Source organism: Sunxiuqinia rutila (assembly GCF_050589705.1).
GTDB classification, from domain to species: domain Bacteria; phylum Bacteroidota; class Bacteroidia; order Bacteroidales; family Prolixibacteraceae; genus Sunxiuqinia; species Sunxiuqinia rutila.
In genome coordinates this window covers 105,822-121,599 of record NZ_JBNGOT010000007.1, presented here as the reverse complement: position 1 = coordinate 121,599, position 15,778 = coordinate 105,822, and the positions used below count along the sequence as shown (strand labels likewise).

Genomic DNA, 15,778 nt, shown 5'->3' with positions numbered 1-15,778 from the left:
GACTTTAAACCAAATACCTATGAAAAACTTTTCGAGAAGATCATTTATGAAATCAGCCTCTGCAGCAGCAGCTGGCATTGTATTCATTCCCAGCATGATTAGCTGTTCTCCAAGCGACCGACTGAATTTTGCCGTAATTGGTGTTGGAGGCCGGGGTGCCGCATCCTGGACCCAGGTTCCAGCAGAAAGCATTGTCGCCATGTGTGATGTTGACGACCGGATGTCAGCAAAAGGATTTGAAGCACGCCCCAATGCGAAAAAATACAAAGACTTTCGAGTGATGTTTGACGAAATGGCAAACGACATTGATGCCGTCATCATCGCCACACCCGACCACACTCACTTTCCGGCAGCAATGGCCGCCATAGAGTTAGGTAAACACGTGTTTGTTGAAAAACCATTGGCCCACAATATTTGGCAATTACGCACCTTGCAAAAAGCAGCCAAACATTATGGTGTTGTCTCACAGATGGGTAACCAAGGACATACGACCAACGGAATTCGCTTGACAAAAGAGTGGTACGAAGCAGGTGTACTTGGAGAAGTCAAGGAAGTGATTGCCTGGCAAGGCAAAATTAACTTTGAAAAAGATAGCTATTTTGGCAAACCAACAACTTTTCCGCCGCAAGAACAAAAAGTACCCGAAGGACTAGACTGGAATCTCTGGCAAGGACCGGTTCCTGAACGTCCATTCAACAACTTATACGCTCCAAGAACATGGAGGGGCTTTTACGACTATGGAAACGGGAAATTAGGCGACTGGTGCTGCCACACGCTCGATGCTCCTTTTTGGGCTTTAGATTTAGGATTACCCCATACTGTGGAGGCCATTGTCACAGACCCGGTTCCCGACCACAGTTTTGTTGCCGAAGAATCTTTAGTTACCTGGCAGTTTGCAGCGCGTGGCAACAAAGCTCCGGTGACCATGAAATGGTACGAAGGTTTTGAAAAACCAGTCGTCAGACCCGAATGGGGCGTCGATGAACTGCCGGGAAGTGGCATGATCATGATTGGAGACAAAAAGACACTGATCACAGGTGGAAGACCCAATGACGCACGCCTGTTGGTTCCTGAGGAAGAAATGAAGGAATTCCTGAAAAATCCACCAGCTCAAACGATCCCCCGCGTAGGCGAAGAAAAACCGGTACAAGAATGGGTTGATGCCATAAAAAACGGAACCTTGCCCGGTTCAAACTTTGACTATTCAGCCAGCCTGATGGAAATGGCGCAGGTGGGTGTTTTGGCCCAACGATTTGGAGGACGACTGGACTATGACGCTCAAAATATGAAGATCACAAACCGCCCTGAATTAAATGACTACATCAAAGAACCTGTTCGGGAGGGATGGTCTTATGGCGAAAACCTCTGGTAGTCTGTACGAATCATGCGACTGGTTGCAGCCCCAATTATTTGCGCTGGATATAAAAGATAAATAACCATAAAACAATAGAACATGACTGTATTTAAAGGTAACAAAGAGTATTTCCCGGGTATTGATAAGATCAAATACGAGGGACCGGAATCAAGAAATCCGCTGGCATTCAGATGGTACGATGAAAACCGTGTTGTGGGTGGCAAAACCATGAAAGAATACCTGCGTTTTGCAGTAGCCTACTGGCATACCTTCTGTGATCATGGCGGAGACCCATTTGGACCAGGAACACAGGTTTTCCCATGGGATGGTGCTTCAAACCCAATGGATTTAGCCCAGCACCGTTTGGACGCCGCCTTTGAGTTCATTTCAAAAATTGGGGCTCCTTTTTATTGCTTCCACGATGTGGATCTGGTGGGTGACGCTTCGGTTTTCGAAATTGAAAAACGCCTGGTTAAAATGACTGATGAAGTCAAAGCCCGTCAGCAGGCAACTGGCATTCAACTGCTTTGGGGAACGGCCAATGTGTTTTCCAATCCCCGTTACATGAATGGTGCCTCTACCAACCCTGATTTCGATGTTGTTGCCCAGGCTGCAGTTCAGGTTAAAAATGCCATTGATGCCACCATTGCATTAGGCGGAACCGGTTATGTCTTTTGGGGCGGACGCGAAGGTTACATGAGCCTGCTAAACACCAATACCAAGAAGGAGTTGGAGCACATGGGGCAATTCCTGCGCATGGCACGCGATTATGGTCGAAAGCAAGGTTTTAAAGGGACTTTCCTGATTGAGCCCAAACCCATGGAGCCCACCAAACACCAGTACGATTACGACACACAAACGATTTTGGGCTTCCTGGAAAAAAATGGTTTAGCGGACGACTTCAAAATTAATATTGAGGTGAACCACGCCACCCTGGCAGGACACTCCTTTGCCCATGAACTGCGCATGGCAGCCGATGCCGGCATGCTCGGATCAATTGACGCCAACAAGGGCGACTACCAAAATGGCTGGGATACCGATGAGTTTCCAACCAACATTTACGAAACAACGGAAGCCATGTTGGAAATTATCAGTGCCGGAGGCTTCACCCACGGAGGCATTAACTTCGATGCCAAAGTCCGCCGTAACTCTACGGACCTGGAAGATATTTTCATTGCTCATGTTTCCGGAATGGACACCTTTGCCCGCGGTCTGATTATTGCAGATAAAATTCTGAAAGAATCAGATTATCTGAAATTGCGCAAAGAGCGCTATGCCTCTTTCGACTCAGGCAAGGGAGCCGAATTTGATGCCGGCAAATTAAGTCTGGAAGACTTGTATGCTGCAGCCCAAGAAATTGGCGAACCGAAACAACGTAGTGGAAAACAAGAAATGTTCGAGCAGCTTATAAACTGCTACATCTAGCAATATGAAGGGACAAAATTCACTCTATATCGTTGCCATCACCTTGGTGGCAACGCTTGGAGGTTTGCTTTTTGGATATGACACGGCGGTTATTTCCGGAGCCGAAAAATCGGTTCAAGCCTATCTGATCAACGGACTCGGCCTAAGCTCCTGGGTGCATGGTGCTACCATATCCAGCGCGCTGATTGGCTGTATCATCGGAGGCGGATTATCAGGCTTGTTAGCCAAACACCTTGGACGAAAAAAGTCACTGATGCTCGCGGCCTTGCTCTTTTTCCTAAGTGCGCTGGGCTCCGGAAATCCGGAATTTCTCTTTTTCACCAAAGGCGAGCCTACCATGGGTCTGCTTTATACTTTCAACTTTTACCGCATCATTGGCGGCATTGGCGTTGGCTTAGCCTCTGCTGTTTGCCCCATGTATATTGGCGAAATTGCCCCGGCTGACATTCGCGGACGCTTGGTATCAATCAACCAGTTTGCCATTATCTTCGGAATGTTGGTGGTGTATTTTGTAAACTGGGGAATTGCGAATGGCCAATCTTTGGAATGGATCAACACCATTGGCTGGCGACGAATGTTTACCTCGGAAGCGATTCCGGCAGGTATCTTTGGGATCTTGCTTTTTTTCGTTCCGGAAACACCACGTTACCTGGCGTTAAATCATAAAGATGAAGAAGCCTTGGCTATTCTGTCAAAAATAAATGGACAGGAACAGGCACGGCAAATTTTTCAGGAGATCAAAAATACCGTTGAAAAATCCTCAGCCCGGTTATTCGCCTATGGCAAAGTGATCATTATCATCGGGATCCTGCTTTCTGTGTTTCAGCAGTTTGTAGGCATCAACGTGGCCTTGTATTACGCTCCGCGCATTTTCGAAAGCATGGGGGCTGAAAAAGATGCTTCGATGCTGCAAACCGTGGTTATGGGACTGGTGAACGTGATTTTCACCGTTGTGGCCATTGTTACGGTTGACAAATGGGGACGCAAGCCCTTGCTGATGGTTGGATCCATTGGTATGGCCATTGGCATGTTTGCCATCGGAACACTGGCTTTTATGCAAATCATTGGCATCAGCACGCTGGTATTCATCATCATCTATACCGCCTCGTTCATGATGTCGTGGGGTCCAATCACCTGGGTTTTAATCTCAGAGATTTTCCCCAATAAGATTCGAGGGAAAGCTGTGGCCATCGCAGTGGCTGCCCAATGGGCCGCCAACTATTTCATTTCATCCACCTACCCGGCCATGATGGAATTTAGCAGTGGCGTGACTTACTGTTTTTACGGAGCGATGAGTGTGCTATCGTTCTTCTTTGTGTGGAAGATGGTTCCGGAAACCAAGGGAAAAACGCTGGAAGAAATGGAAAACCTGCTTCAAAAATAATTTTTGGTTGATTTTAATTTAGGTGTAATAAAGTTGAAAATTATTTTCTGGCTGATTAATAGTTAATACTCGCAAACGAAGAAAGGGACCTTAACGGTCCCTTCTTCTATTTTTGAGGCTCCCAATAGCAACGTTTGGGAGAAACGATCTGTCCACTGGCTTTCAGTTCTTTCATGGCTTTATCCACCTCTTTCTTATCCAGACCTGAAGCCTCGGCAATTTCTCCGGCTTTTAATGGCTTGCCTGCGCCAGCCAAAGCCTCCAATACTTTCTCTGTACTCATCCTATTGGCTTTAGAAACGTTCTGAAATGACTTTCCAGTCCAATACTTTCCAGAAATCCTCAATGTATTTCGGACGGGCATTTTGCTTATCCAGATAGTACGCATGCTCCCACACGTCGCAAGTCATCAATGGCGTTAAGCCATCACGCAATGGATTGGCCGCATTGCTGGTTTGAACGATGCTCAATTTCCCTTGCTCATCTTTAACTAACCAGGCCCAGCCTGAACCAAACAGAGTAGCCGCCGCTTTATTGAAAGCTTCTTTGAAGGCGTCAACTGAACCAAATGATTCTTCGATGGCTGTTTTTAATGCTCCGGCAGGTTCTAAAACCGGCGTAGCTGAAAACTGGAAGAAGTAGAACGTGTGGTTCCAAACCTGTGCTCCGTTATTAAAAATTCCGCCTTCGGCTTCTTTAACAATCGTTTCAAGATCGGCATTTTCAAACGCCGTTCCAGGAACCAGATTATTCAAGTTATTAACATAGGCTTGATGGTGTTTTCCGTAATGAAACTCCAACGTTTGCTCACTAATGTAAGGTTCCAACGCATTTTTAGCGTAGGGTAACACCGGTAATTCAAATGACATAATCTTTAATTTAAAAGTTAGACTTTTGGTTGATTTTTTTCATTCTAACATGAAGTAAGTCTAAAAAGTTTGAAGAAAAAACCTGCCGCCAGCTATTTAAAAGGATTCCAGATAACCCGCCAAGCAAGGGTCCAAAGCCCGAATGCTAACAATGAAGCGCTTACAAGATGAGAACAACTATTTGAGCATCCTTTCAAAATAGCTTCCCAAAAATCCAATATCTCTGCCATAAACTCAATGTTCGCTATTCCCACTGTCATATTTCAGTTTCAAGTTGCAACCACAACCATATCACGGATCGACTTGTTATTATTTGACAGTTTCTTTTCTAATGATTCTCCAGTAAGTCAACACAGTCAGCAAAAGAAGCAGCAAACCAGAAAACAAGAAGATGATTAGCAAACAGTTTCTAATATTTGGCCTTTTTATCCTGGCCGTTGAGTATTATTCTTTTGTCGCATTACGAACCGTTCTGCGCCCTACAAACAATAGCACGCAATGGGGGGTATTTTTACTTTATGTCCTGCTTTCGCTCGCTACCTTGTGGAGTTTGTGGGCCTTTCCACACTGGGGCAAAACGGCATGGCCATCGGTTGCTCTTAAGTACCTGGTCAACGGGCTTATTGGCGTGTTTCTAGGTAAAGTACTAATTGCGGCGATCATGTTACTTGGCGATCTGCTACTGCTGCTTCCCAATGCGGTCAAATTTTTCCTGTCATTTAAGAATAGCCCTGCTGATGTTCCTGCTGAAGGCTCACGCTTAATCAGCCGGTTTACCTTTATCTCTCAAACAGCGTTGCTGATGGGGGCTGCACTTACTTCAGGCTTGCTTTATGGTATGACCAATCGGTACCGATACCAAATCAGGCGTGTCCCGCTAAACGCTCCCTCCATTCCGGATGCCTTTAAAGGCTTGCGTATTATTCAGATATCAGATATTCATTCGGGGAGTTTTGATGACCGGGAGGCCGTGGCTGAAGGAGTCGCTGCCATCATGGAAACAAAACCCGATTTGATTGTTTTTACCGGAGACCTGGTCAATGATAAAGCGGAGGAACTAGAACCCTACCTGGATGTTTTCAAAGAGTTAAAAGCCCCTTTAGGCGTATATTCCGTACTGGGAAACCACGACTATGGTGATTATGTATCCTGGCCTTCTGAAGAAGCCAAAAAGCAAAATTTGGAAACGCTCAAGCAACACCATGAAACCATGGGCTGGCAATTACTGCTCAATGAACACGTGCTCCTGGACCGGGATAAGCAACAACTGGCCTTAATTGGTATTGAAAACTGGGGAGCAAAAGTTGGCTTTCCAAAATATGGAAATCTGAACCAAGCGGTTGCCGGATTGGAAAACAAAGACATTCCGCTAAAAATATTACTGAGTCACGATCCTTCGCACTGGGATGCTGAGGTTCGTCAAAATTTCACGGACATTACACTCACCCTAAGCGGACATACGCATGGTATGCAGTTTGGCATTGACATTCCCGGCTTTAAATGGAGTCCGGTTCAATACGTGTACGACCAATGGGCAGGGCTATACCAACAACAAAACCAATACCTGTATGTAAATCGTGGCTTTGGGTTTATTGGTTACCAAGGTCGTTTAGGCATCTTACCTGAAATTACAATGATTGAATTGACTTAATTTTTACAAATCGAGTGAAGATCGAATATTGGTGGGAGAAATAATAAGGAGAATATTGAAAGCGATGTTAAACGGTCAGCTGTAACTGCCCGAGTCGAGCTTAAAAAAGGCTTTGAATTTTCCAGTAAAAGTTAGTCCCGAATTTCGGTATGCAACAACCTCTGCCCCTTAAAACAGAAGTTCTATTGAGGATTTCCTCGATATTCAAAAGCTCAGGAGATTACAAACTTTAGGGCAATAAAAACCCCGAAGCCTCTGCTTCGGGGAAAAAAACCAAAAATCAACTAACCTTTAAACCGTTTGGCTACTTCATCCCAGTTGATGACTTTCCAAAAAGCCTCAATGTAATCGGGGCGTTTGTTCTGATACTTTAAATAATAAGCATGTTCCCAAACGTCAATTCCAAGAATTGGAGTCCCTTTCACATCAGCAACATCCATTAAAGGATTATCCTGATTGGGTGTTGATGAAACAACCAAACTATCACCCTGCTTTACCAACCAAGCCCAACCAGAACCAAATCGGGTTGCAGCTGCATTGGCAAAAGCTTCTTTAAATTTATCGACTGATCCTAACGAATCAGTTATAGCTTTTAATAAATCTCCTTCAGGTTGGGATGCCCCACCGGGGGTCATGATTTCCCAATACAAATTGTGGTTATAGAAACCACCACCGTTATTACGAACGGCTGTTGAGTGCGATGACACATTGGCCAGCAACTCTTCAATTGATTTTCCTTCGAGCTCGGTTCCATTAACCGCGTCATTCAACTTACTGGTGTAAGCTGCGTGGTGCTTGCTATGGTGGATTTCCATTGTGCGCGCATCAATTAATGGTTCAAGAGCGTCGTATGCGTAACTTAATTTTGGTAATTCAAATGCCATATTAATTCTATTTTATGATTTTCGGATTTCTTTATCTTTATATACAAAACTAAGGGGTAAATTGTTTTCAACCAAATTAGTTTCGATCTATTTTTATTGAAAATATCTATCCCAAATAGGATCTGCCAATGAGAGGAAATGCGGCTCCTCCTTTGAAAAGCTCCTTTGTTTACAGGCTTTCTGTCATTCTTCGTTGCTTACATAAGACTGGCGTAAAGTGAATTTAGTGGCCTAAACTATTTTTTGTTCCTTTGCACAAAAAAAATTGTGAACCGAAATATTCTCCGTTTAGCTATTCCAAACATTGTTGCCAACGTCACCATTCCATTATTGGGACTGGTCGATCTGGCACTAATGGGGCATCTGGATTCTGAAGTCTTCATTGGCGCTGTTTCGTTGGGGACCGTAATCTTTAACTTCATCTATTGGGGCTTTAGCTTTTTGCGTATGGGCACCAGTGGGTTTACCGCACAGGCTTACGGCGAAAAAAACAAACCAGAAAGTTACCATATTTTGCTGCGCGCCATGCTGATTTCAAGCGTTATCGGGCTACTCATCCTTCTGCTGCAGTTTCCGATTGAATGGCTGAGCTTTCAATTGATTAACGGAACAGATGAAGTGGAAGCACTGGCTCGCGAATATTTCCGCATTCGAATTTGGGCAGCTCCGGCCACACTCGGGCTGTATGTTCTCAACGGTTGGTTTTTAGGCATGCAAAATGCCCGGCTACCTATGATTACATCGATTGCTGCCAATGTTTTCAACATCGTGCTAAGTTTTCTGTTTGTTAAAACATTTCACCTGAATTCGGCTGGGGTAGCTCTGGGCACGGTGCTGGCCCAGTACCTGGGTGTTGTGCTGGGGCTGTTCTTGTTTTTCAGATCCTATCGTCAATTGATTCAGCCTTGGAACTGGACCGCCATTATCGATGCCAAGGCCATGAAAAACTTTTTTCGGGTCAACTCCGATATCTTCATCCGCACCTTCTGTGTCATTTTTGTTTTTACCTTTTTCACCTCAAAATCGGCCAGTATTAACAACCACATGCTGGCTGTCAATTCCATTCTTATACAGTTTTTACTGTTTTTTGCCTTTTTTATTGACGGCTTTGCCTATGCCGGCGAAGCACTAGCCGGTCGCTACAAAGGCGAACAAAACCGGGGTTTATTCCTGCGGCTAACCCGTCTGCTCTTTTATTGGGGCAGCCTGCTGGCCTTTGCTTTTGCACTGATTTACCTGTTTGCCAACCGTTTCATTTTGGGTTTGCTCACCAATCAGCCCGATTTGATTGAAACAGCGCTTACCTTTCGCTGTTGGCTGGTGCTGCTTCCTTTGCTTTCGTTTGCCTCATTTATTTGGGATGGAATTTACATTGGTGCCACAGCCTCCAAAGAAATGCGCAACAGCATGCTTGGCGCCAGTCTACTAGTCTTCCTTCCGGGGTATTTTCTGATGCAGCCTTTTTTAGGCGACCATGCACTTTGGGTGGCTATGATGTTGTTTATGCTTAGCCGTGGTGTATTTCAAACGTTTTTGTTTCCCCGGGTGATGCGCCACAACTTCATCAAACAATAGCTTTTGAAGTCCGGCCCCAAGCATTCGGACAAAAAAAGGCCCTCCCCTATCAACAAAACTGCGATTGGGAAGGGCCATGACAAAGAGTGATTTATACTGATTTTAGAACGTCCCAAACAAAGGCCCGCACGCCAACTTCTTTGTTGACCTCATCCAGTTTCTGCACTTTTTCCAGAAGAACATCGACTTTCTCGTCGGGCACAATCGTCATGACTGCTGAGTTAATTTCAGGCCAGGTGTGAGTACCCATCCGGGGTTCACCATCAACCGAGCCCTGTCCAAGTACATTGTTCCACCAGGTATATCCTCTAACATCCAGGCGATCCAACATGTACTCAACACGTTCAGTATTCGCCTGATTAAAAATTATAAATACCGCTTTCATTTTTTTCCGTTTTACTTGTCCATAAATACAAACTGCTGTCTCACTTTTTCCTTCTTGCGGCGTTCGCCACGGCTGGCCAAAACAGCATACATCACGGGCACAATAACCATGGTAACCAGTGTTGAGAATATCAAACCACCGATAACTGTAATTCCCATGGGGCGCCAGATTTCAGCTCCTTCACCGGTACTCATGGCCAAGGGCAGCATTCCCAGAATGGTCGTGGCAGCGGTCATCAGTACCGGACGCAAACGCGACCTTCCGGAAAGGGCAATGGCTTCATACAACTCCACTCCACGATCCCGCATCAGGTTAATGAAGTCGACCAATACAATACCGTTTTTCACAACAATACCCACCAAAAGTACCGCTCCCAAGGCAGCCACAACACTCAGGGTTGTTCCGGTAACCACCAGGGCCAAAATCACCCCGGTAAAAGCAAACGGTATTGAGAACATGATAATCAGCGGCATCCGCAACGATTCAAACTGAGAAGCCATCACAATAAACACCAGGATCAAACTCAAGCCAAAAAGCATGGCCAAATCCATAAATGATTCTTGCTGATCTTCATAGGCTCCACCAACCGAAACCACAATTTCAGGAGGCGTATCAAGCTGAGCGGTCTCGGTTTTAATACGGTTAGCCAGCTCACCCAATGAAATGCCGTCGGGTGATGCCGAAATGGTAACCAAGCGTTCGCGACGTTTATGCTCAATGCTTGGCGGCGACCAGTATTCTTCAATTTTACCCAGTTCTTTTAGCTTGATTTTTTGTCCGGCCGGAGTCACAATTGTCATTTCCTGAATATCAGAAATGGAGTTCCGGTATTTTTCTTCCAAACGGATTTTGATGTCATACTCTTCCCCTTCTTCTTTATAGTAAGAAGGAACTAGGCCGTTGATGCGGTTACGAATGAACATTGACACCTGGGCGGTTGTCAGTCCGTGTTCCGACAACTTGTTCCGATCCAGCACAATTTGTAGTTCGGGTTTGTCATTCTTCCGGCTAATGGTCACATCCTGTGCTCCATCCATTCTTTTCAGCCGATCCAAAACTTGCTCGGCATACAGGTTGGTTACATCGAAGTTGTAACCATAGATTTCATAATCCACGGTATTTCCTGATCCTCCAAGTCCCTGCGTAGAGGTTGAAATGGTAGAGCTTACAACTTCAGGCAGCAAGGCAACCTGCGCCCTGAAATCATCCGCAATCTGCCAAACCGTCCGCTCACGCTCATCAATATCACTCAAGCGAAGAGTGAGGTTAATGATGTTGGACCCGGTGGTGCTGAACATTGAAATAAAGCCGCCCTCATCATCGGCTCCCGAAGAAGATGAAATCAATTCCACTTCCGGATACCGGTCACGAATGGTTGCCTCCAGCTGGCGCGTAACCTTTGCAGTTTCTTCCACCCGCAAACCAGTTTGAAGTTCAATATTGGCCTGAATCTGGCTTTCATCCGACTCCGGCATAAAGTCACTTCCAATGTATTTCATCAGGAATAAAGAGCCAAAGAACACCAGGAAGGTACTGATAATAACCATGGACTTGTAATGCAACAGTCGACGCAATAAGTTCTCATACATCAAGTCAAATTTATAGAGCCATTTTTCAATGGTATTCTCCCAGGAGAACCGGCGAGGTTTTTTCTTTTGACTCAGCTTCAACATCCGCGAGGCCAACATCGGTGTCAGCGAAATAGCGGCCAGGGTAGAAGTAACAACGGTAATGGTCACAATCCATCCCAACTGGTTGAACAATACGCCGGTCATTCCCGACACCAAGGTCAGCGGGAAGAACACAGCCACCACCACCAACGTGGTAATGATAACAGACATCCACACTTCGTTGGTCGCATAAATGGCAGCTTCCCGTGGGCTACTTCCTCGCTCCACGTGCCGGGTAATGTTCTCCAAGACCACAATGGCATCGTCCACCACCATTCCAATGGCAATCGACAGCGAGGTCAATGAAATAACGTTAAGCGAACTGCCCGTCAGGTAGAGGTAAACAAACGAAACAATCAGCGAAATTGGAATCGTAAGCACAATAATGAAGGTGGCACGCCAACGTCCTAAGAAGAACAGCACCACCAGCACAACAAAGATCATGGCGTACATCAGGGTGGACGACAGGTTGCTGATTGATCCTTTAATAAAGGTCGAAGAGTCAAAAATCTCCTGAATTTTGACATCCGGAGGCAAAGTTACTTTCAACTCTTCCAGCCGGTCTTTGATTTGGCGGGCAACTTTTACGGTATTGGCACCCGACTGCTTCATGACAAACAGCCGCACCCCGGTTTCTCCGTTAATCCGTTCTTCCAGCGTAACATCTTTCAAGGTATCGCGCACCGTGGCAACATCCTTCACAAAAACCTGCTTGCCATTTCTGCTGGCCACTACCAGGTTGTTGATTCGTTCACTTTCGGAGAACTCTCCCTGAACCCGAATTTGGTAATCGATCTTACCCATTTTCACATTCCCCAAGGGAAGGTTCCGGTTTTCGCCCGAGATGACCGAACCAATTTGTTCCAGCGTCAGGTCGTAAGCATCCAGTCGTTTCGGATCCACATCCACATAAACCATCCGCTGGGGCGTTCCCACCATGGCAACCGAACCAACACCATCAACCCGGTTCAAGGGGTTAATCACTTTTTCGTCAATCAGTTTCTCCAGTCCCGGATAGGATTCCTCTGCCGTGATGGCATAAAAAAGGATGGGGAACATACTGGTATTGAACTTGAAAATAGTGGGACGATCTACCCCATCCGGCAGGTTGTCCAGCATCCGGTCAATCACATCCCGAATATCATTGGTTGCTTCATCCAAGTTGGCATCCCACTCAAATTCCAAAGAAATAACCGAAATATTGTCCGACGAGGTGGACGAAATTTCCTTCAATTTATCTACGGAGTTCAAGGCATCTTCGAGCACCTTGGTCACGTTGGTTTCAATATCCGCCGCGTTGGCTCCGGAGTAAGTTGTCATCACCGAGACATAGGGCGGCTCCATTTCCGGGTACAAATCAACCGGAATGTTGATGAGCGAGAACGCCCCCATCACCATGATGGCAACAAAAATCATGAAGGTAGTAACCGGTTTGTCAACCGCACTTTTATATATACTCATAATTGTTGTTTCTTAAATTCTACATTATTTCTGATCAGACTAGTTTACCACTTCAACCAGACCACCGTCCAACAAGCGGGCCTGACCTTCAACAATCACCTGATCGCCAATTGCTAACTGATCAGATATAACTTCCACCTTGTCATCGAAACGTTTTCCCAGCTGAACGTCAATCCGTTTTGCCCGGCCATTTTCCTCAACAAACAGGTAGCGGATGTTCGATCCCTGCATTTTCAGAATAGCTAAGGCCGGAAGTACAACTGCCTCGGTTTTCTCCAGACCAATGGTTACGCGACCAAACATTCCCGGACGAAACTGCCATTTGGGATTGTCAATACTTACTTCCACTTCAAAAGAGCGGCTTTGTGAGTCAATGGTCGGTGCAATACGGAAGATTTTGCCTTCAAAAGACTCTCCCGGAAAAACATCAAAGCGCAAGCTCACCGGCATTCCCAGTTCCACTTTAGGAAAGTATTTTTCGGAAACACTCACAATGGCTTTCAACTTATCTACCTGAATGACCGAAAGGATGGCTGCTTTACCAACCGTTGCCACCGGTGTTCCGGAATACATCTCGCCCGATTCAAAATACTTCCCTGAAATAACCGCGTTGAAAGGAGCCTTCAGAATGGTATTTTTTCTTAAAAAGTCAACATTTTCCTGAGCTGCTTCGTATTGCGCCTGCAATTGTTCGTATTGTTGCTGAGCAATACTTCCCAGTTTTTTCAGAGTATCCAGACGCGTGTAGTCTGCCTTCAAATTATTCAGTTGAATTTCAGCCTGAATCAGTTGGGTGTCGTTCATCCGAACCAACTCCTGTCCTGCTTTCACGCGGTCGCCAAGCTCAACCCGAATAGCTTCAATACGTCCAGGCGAAGTTGGTGCCATATGCACTTCCTTAAAGGGTTCCAGGGTAGCTGTATATTCCACGGTCCGGGTAATTTCTTCAGCTCCCAGTGTTGTTACGCGTACCCTTTCGGTAACCGCATCAGGAGTTTCCTTCACTTTTTTCTCCTGATCAGAAGAGCAAGCCCCCAGGCCAAACAACACCAATGCTCCCAGAGCTATGCTGTAATTGAATCGTTTCATGTTTATTTGTTTCATTGTTTTTTAAAGTTTTCCGGTTAACGTGTTTAATTGATTTTGGGCCTGCAGTAGCTCCAATGCAGCCTGCAGATAATCCGATTCGGCTTTGAGGTAGTTGTTATCAGCACTGGTTAACTCCAGACTCGATATCATGCCTTGCTCATATTTCTGTTTAAGGTTTTGGTACACCTCGCGCGAGACTTCAATGTTTGTTTGTTGATTCTTAAAGTTCTCCAATGCACTTTTCAGGTTAAAGCTCAACTGCTTATATTGAATGGCAAGTTGGTCTTCCAAGAGGGCTTGCTCATTGCGATAAGTTTCCAGATCAATCTTAGCTGCCCGCACTTTTGCCCTGCGCTCGCCACTTGAGAAAATTGGAATATTCATCTGCAAACCAACCATGTGTGTAGGAGCCATATCAAAAGCCGGCTTTAGAATTTTGTGGTTGAACGAATAGTAACTGGACAAGGTAGGCAGGTAATTGGCTTTTTGCATGTCCACTTGCTTTTCCTGCACTTCTCCCTGAGCCGTCATCAGCTGGTAGTCGATGTTCTCAGTTAGTTCAAATCCCTCCATCAGGCTTTGTTCAAACGGATCATCAGCCAGCAATCCATCCAGTTCTTCGGTCAATTCCAACTCCGTATCGGCTTCAACTCCCAACTGCAAGCGCAACATATTCTCCGCCATCAGGTGTTGTCTCTCTGCCGATTTCACTGCATTTTTAAGCGAGTTCAGCTGAACCGACAATTGGTCCAACTCCACCTTTTCGGTCATTCCGAACTCCACCAAAGGGGCCGTTTTGTCATAGATGGCTTGCAGGTTTTTGACGTTTCCCTGCAGGATTTCCAGGGTCTCGCCAGAAACCAGAACCAGGTAATAACTTTCAACAACCTGGCTAAGGACATCGCGCTCGGTCTTGGTCTGACTCTTCTCCGAAAGCTTTTGATACAACTTGGCCGTTTGAACACCCACCCAGTAGTTGGCGCTGAAAATCAACTGCCCTACCGTTAAATTGAAACTACTGGTCGGGTCAATCGGAATTTGAGAGGCTGGTTGTCCCTCGGCAAACTGAATGGAAATTTCGGCTCCCAAAGCATTGTTATAATCCGCCGTAGCATCAACCTGTGGTAATCCAGCAGCAATTGTCTGCTTCAGCTGCTCTTGCGAAAGCTGCACCGAAAGCGCTGAGTTCTGGATATTTTTATTGAACTGCAAAGCATGTTGCTTCGCCTCGTTTAAGTCGATGGAAAGCTTGTCCTGAGCAATCGCTCCCTGAAAAAGGAGCGACGCCAGAACAAACAGCATAATCTGTTTTCTACTCATTGTTAATTGGTCTTAATTGTTTTCTGAATTAGTTATATACAACTCCGGCTGAACAAGCTGGAGCAAATCACTATACTGTCTTTCAATTTTCTGATGTCCGCTCACCGTGCTTATTCCAATCAAATCATTTAGAATTAGCCGATACATGGTATCTCCCAAAATAGCCTGACTATAAGCCGGTGACACACGTACTGCGCGTTCCGACATTTTCGAAATCAGGTTGAGATAGACCAACCGAAGATCCAGATTAGAACGAAACAGCCCCTGCTCAACTCCCCGCTCAATAATCGGACGAATCAGCCGGTACAACTGGTTGTTTCGAAGATCTTCCACCTTCTGGTACTGGACTGGACTCACCTTCTTCAGATCAAGCAGGAAAGAAGGGTTTGTTTTTCGGACATTCTTGATCACATAATGAAAAAACTGAGCCAATTGCGGAAGCACCTCTACCTCAGCATCAATAGCTCGGCGTAAGCCTGTCAGAAACTTATGCCTGCCATAGTCCACAACCTGCTCCAACAACTCATTTCTACTTCGGATATGGAGATAAAGTGTCTTTTTGGAAATACCGAGCATGGCCGAAATTTCGTTCACACTAACACTTTTAATCCCATATTTTAAGTAAAGCTGATAGGTCTTTTCTATTATTTTTTGATTATCGATCATAAACCTCGAAAACTCTGGCGTTTTTAAAAGTTTTTAATGGGCTAA

General features: G+C 45.5%; 13 protein-coding genes. 5 read left to right on the top strand and 8 right to left on the bottom strand.

The genetic code is table 11. The features are described 5' to 3' along the window. Nucleotides 1-19: 19 nt before the first annotated feature. The 3 genes from ACRD6K_RS10585 (at nt 20) to xylE (ending at nt 4,163) form a co-directional block, all read left to right on the top strand. Nucleotides 20-1,372, top strand: coding sequence for a Gfo/Idh/MocA family protein (locus ACRD6K_RS10585; protein WP_430973238.1), 1,353 nt, complete (start codon nt 20-22; stop codon nt 1,370-1,372). A gap of 81 nt (nt 1,373-1,453) precedes the next feature. Next, the gene (gene xylA, locus ACRD6K_RS10580; protein ID WP_430973237.1) at nt 1,454-2,779 is read left to right on the top strand and encodes a xylose isomerase; all 1,326 of its coding nucleotides are present in this window, start codon (nt 1,454-1,456) and stop codon (nt 2,777-2,779) included. A 4-nt stretch (nt 2,780-2,783) separates the two neighbouring features. Next, nucleotides 2,784-4,163 (top strand): D-xylose transporter XylE, encoded by a 1,380-nt coding sequence (gene xylE / locus ACRD6K_RS10575; protein WP_430973236.1) that lies wholly within the window; start codon nt 2,784-2,786, stop codon nt 4,161-4,163. A gap of 106 nt (nt 4,164-4,269) precedes the next feature. Here the strand turns inward: xylE and ACRD6K_RS10570 are convergent, their stop codons facing one another. Further along, nucleotides 4,270-4,446 (bottom strand): helix-turn-helix domain-containing protein, encoded by a 177-nt coding sequence (locus tag ACRD6K_RS10570; RefSeq protein WP_430973235.1) that lies wholly within the window; start codon nt 4,444-4,446, stop codon nt 4,270-4,272. 10 nt (nt 4,447-4,456) lie between these two features. Beyond that, nucleotides 4,457-5,032, bottom strand: a complete 576-nt coding sequence (locus ACRD6K_RS10565; protein ID WP_299580877.1) for a superoxide dismutase — start codon at nt 5,030-5,032, stop codon at nt 4,457-4,459. Nucleotides 5,033-5,423: 391 nt separating this feature from the next. Between ACRD6K_RS10565 and ACRD6K_RS10560 the strand changes: the two genes are divergently transcribed. After that, nucleotides 5,424-6,683, top strand: a complete 1,260-nt coding sequence (locus tag ACRD6K_RS10560; protein WP_430973234.1) for a metallophosphoesterase — start codon at nt 5,424-5,426, stop codon at nt 6,681-6,683. A 284-nt stretch (nt 6,684-6,967) separates the two neighbouring features. Here ACRD6K_RS10560 and ACRD6K_RS10555 read toward each other — a convergent pair whose 3' ends face one another. Then, complete coding sequence (locus ACRD6K_RS10555) at nt 6,968-7,567, bottom strand: superoxide dismutase (protein WP_299580884.1); 600 nt, start codon at nt 7,565-7,567, stop codon at nt 6,968-6,970. Between the two features lie 267 nt (nt 7,568-7,834). Here ACRD6K_RS10555 and ACRD6K_RS10550 point away from each other — a divergent pair, with 267 nt between their 5' ends. Continuing rightward, entirely contained in the window at nt 7,835-9,142 is a 1,308-nt protein-coding gene (locus ACRD6K_RS10550) for an MATE family efflux transporter (RefSeq protein WP_430973233.1), read from the top strand. Nucleotides 9,143-9,233: 91 nt separating this feature from the next. On the opposite strand, the gene ACRD6K_RS10545 is transcribed toward ACRD6K_RS10550, so the two are convergent. Genes ACRD6K_RS10545 through ACRD6K_RS10525 form a run of 5 tightly spaced genes read right to left on the bottom strand, consistent with a single transcriptional unit; the run spans nt 9,234 to nt 15,733 of the window. After that, nucleotides 9,234-9,527, bottom strand: coding sequence for a PG0541 family transporter-associated protein (locus ACRD6K_RS10545; protein ID WP_430973232.1), 294 nt, complete (start codon nt 9,525-9,527; stop codon nt 9,234-9,236). A gap of 11 nt (nt 9,528-9,538) precedes the next feature. Then, nucleotides 9,539-12,658, bottom strand: a complete 3,120-nt coding sequence (locus ACRD6K_RS10540) for an efflux RND transporter permease subunit (RefSeq protein ID WP_430973231.1) — start codon at nt 12,656-12,658, stop codon at nt 9,539-9,541. 39 nt (nt 12,659-12,697) lie between these two features. Then, a complete protein-coding gene (locus ACRD6K_RS10535) occupies nt 12,698-13,747 on the bottom strand; it encodes an efflux RND transporter periplasmic adaptor subunit (protein WP_430973230.1) in 1,050 nt (349 codons plus the stop codon). A 21-nt stretch (nt 13,748-13,768) separates the two neighbouring features. Then, nucleotides 13,769-15,067 carry a TolC family protein gene (locus tag ACRD6K_RS10530; RefSeq protein WP_430973229.1) on the bottom strand — a complete coding sequence of 433 codons (1,299 nt, stop codon included), beginning with the start codon at nt 15,065-15,067 and terminating at the stop codon, nt 13,769-13,771. A 12-nt stretch (nt 15,068-15,079) separates the two neighbouring features. Next, complete coding sequence (locus tag ACRD6K_RS10525; protein ID WP_430973228.1) at nt 15,080-15,733, bottom strand: TetR/AcrR family transcriptional regulator; 654 nt, start codon at nt 15,731-15,733, stop codon at nt 15,080-15,082. Nucleotides 15,734-15,778 lie beyond the last annotated feature (45 nt).

Coding starts and splice junctions, on each gene's coding strand:
- ACRD6K_RS10565 (WP_299580877.1), bottom strand. CDS start 5,032: ATGTCATTTGAATTACCGGTGTTACCCTACGCTAAAAATGCGTTGGAA.
- xylE (WP_430973236.1), top strand. CDS start 2,784: ATGAAGGGACAAAATTCACTCTATATCGTTGCCATCACCTTGGTGGCA.
- ACRD6K_RS10585 (WP_430973238.1), top strand. CDS start 20: ATGAAAAACTTTTCGAGAAGATCATTTATGAAATCAGCCTCTGCAGCA.
- ACRD6K_RS10570 (WP_430973235.1), bottom strand. CDS start 4,446: ATGAGTACAGAGAAAGTATTGGAGGCTTTGGCTGGCGCAGGCAAGCCA.
- ACRD6K_RS10525 (WP_430973228.1), bottom strand. CDS start 15,733: ATGATCGATAATCAAAAAATAATAGAAAAGACCTATCAGCTTTACTTA.
- ACRD6K_RS10535 (WP_430973230.1), bottom strand. CDS start 13,747: ATGAAACGATTCAATTACAGCATAGCTCTGGGAGCATTGGTGTTGTTT.
- ACRD6K_RS10555 (WP_299580884.1), bottom strand. CDS start 7,567: ATGGCATTTGAATTACCAAAATTAAGTTACGCATACGACGCTCTTGAA.
- xylA (WP_430973237.1), top strand. CDS start 1,454: ATGACTGTATTTAAAGGTAACAAAGAGTATTTCCCGGGTATTGATAAG.
- ACRD6K_RS10545 (WP_430973232.1), bottom strand. CDS start 9,527: ATGAAAGCGGTATTTATAATTTTTAATCAGGCGAATACTGAACGTGTT.
- ACRD6K_RS10530 (WP_430973229.1), bottom strand. CDS start 15,067: ATGAGTAGAAAACAGATTATGCTGTTTGTTCTGGCGTCGCTCCTTTTT.
- ACRD6K_RS10540 (WP_430973231.1), bottom strand. CDS start 12,658: ATGAGTATATATAAAAGTGCGGTTGACAAACCGGTTACTACCTTCATG.
- ACRD6K_RS10560 (WP_430973234.1), top strand. CDS start 5,424: ATGATTAGCAAACAGTTTCTAATATTTGGCCTTTTTATCCTGGCCGTT.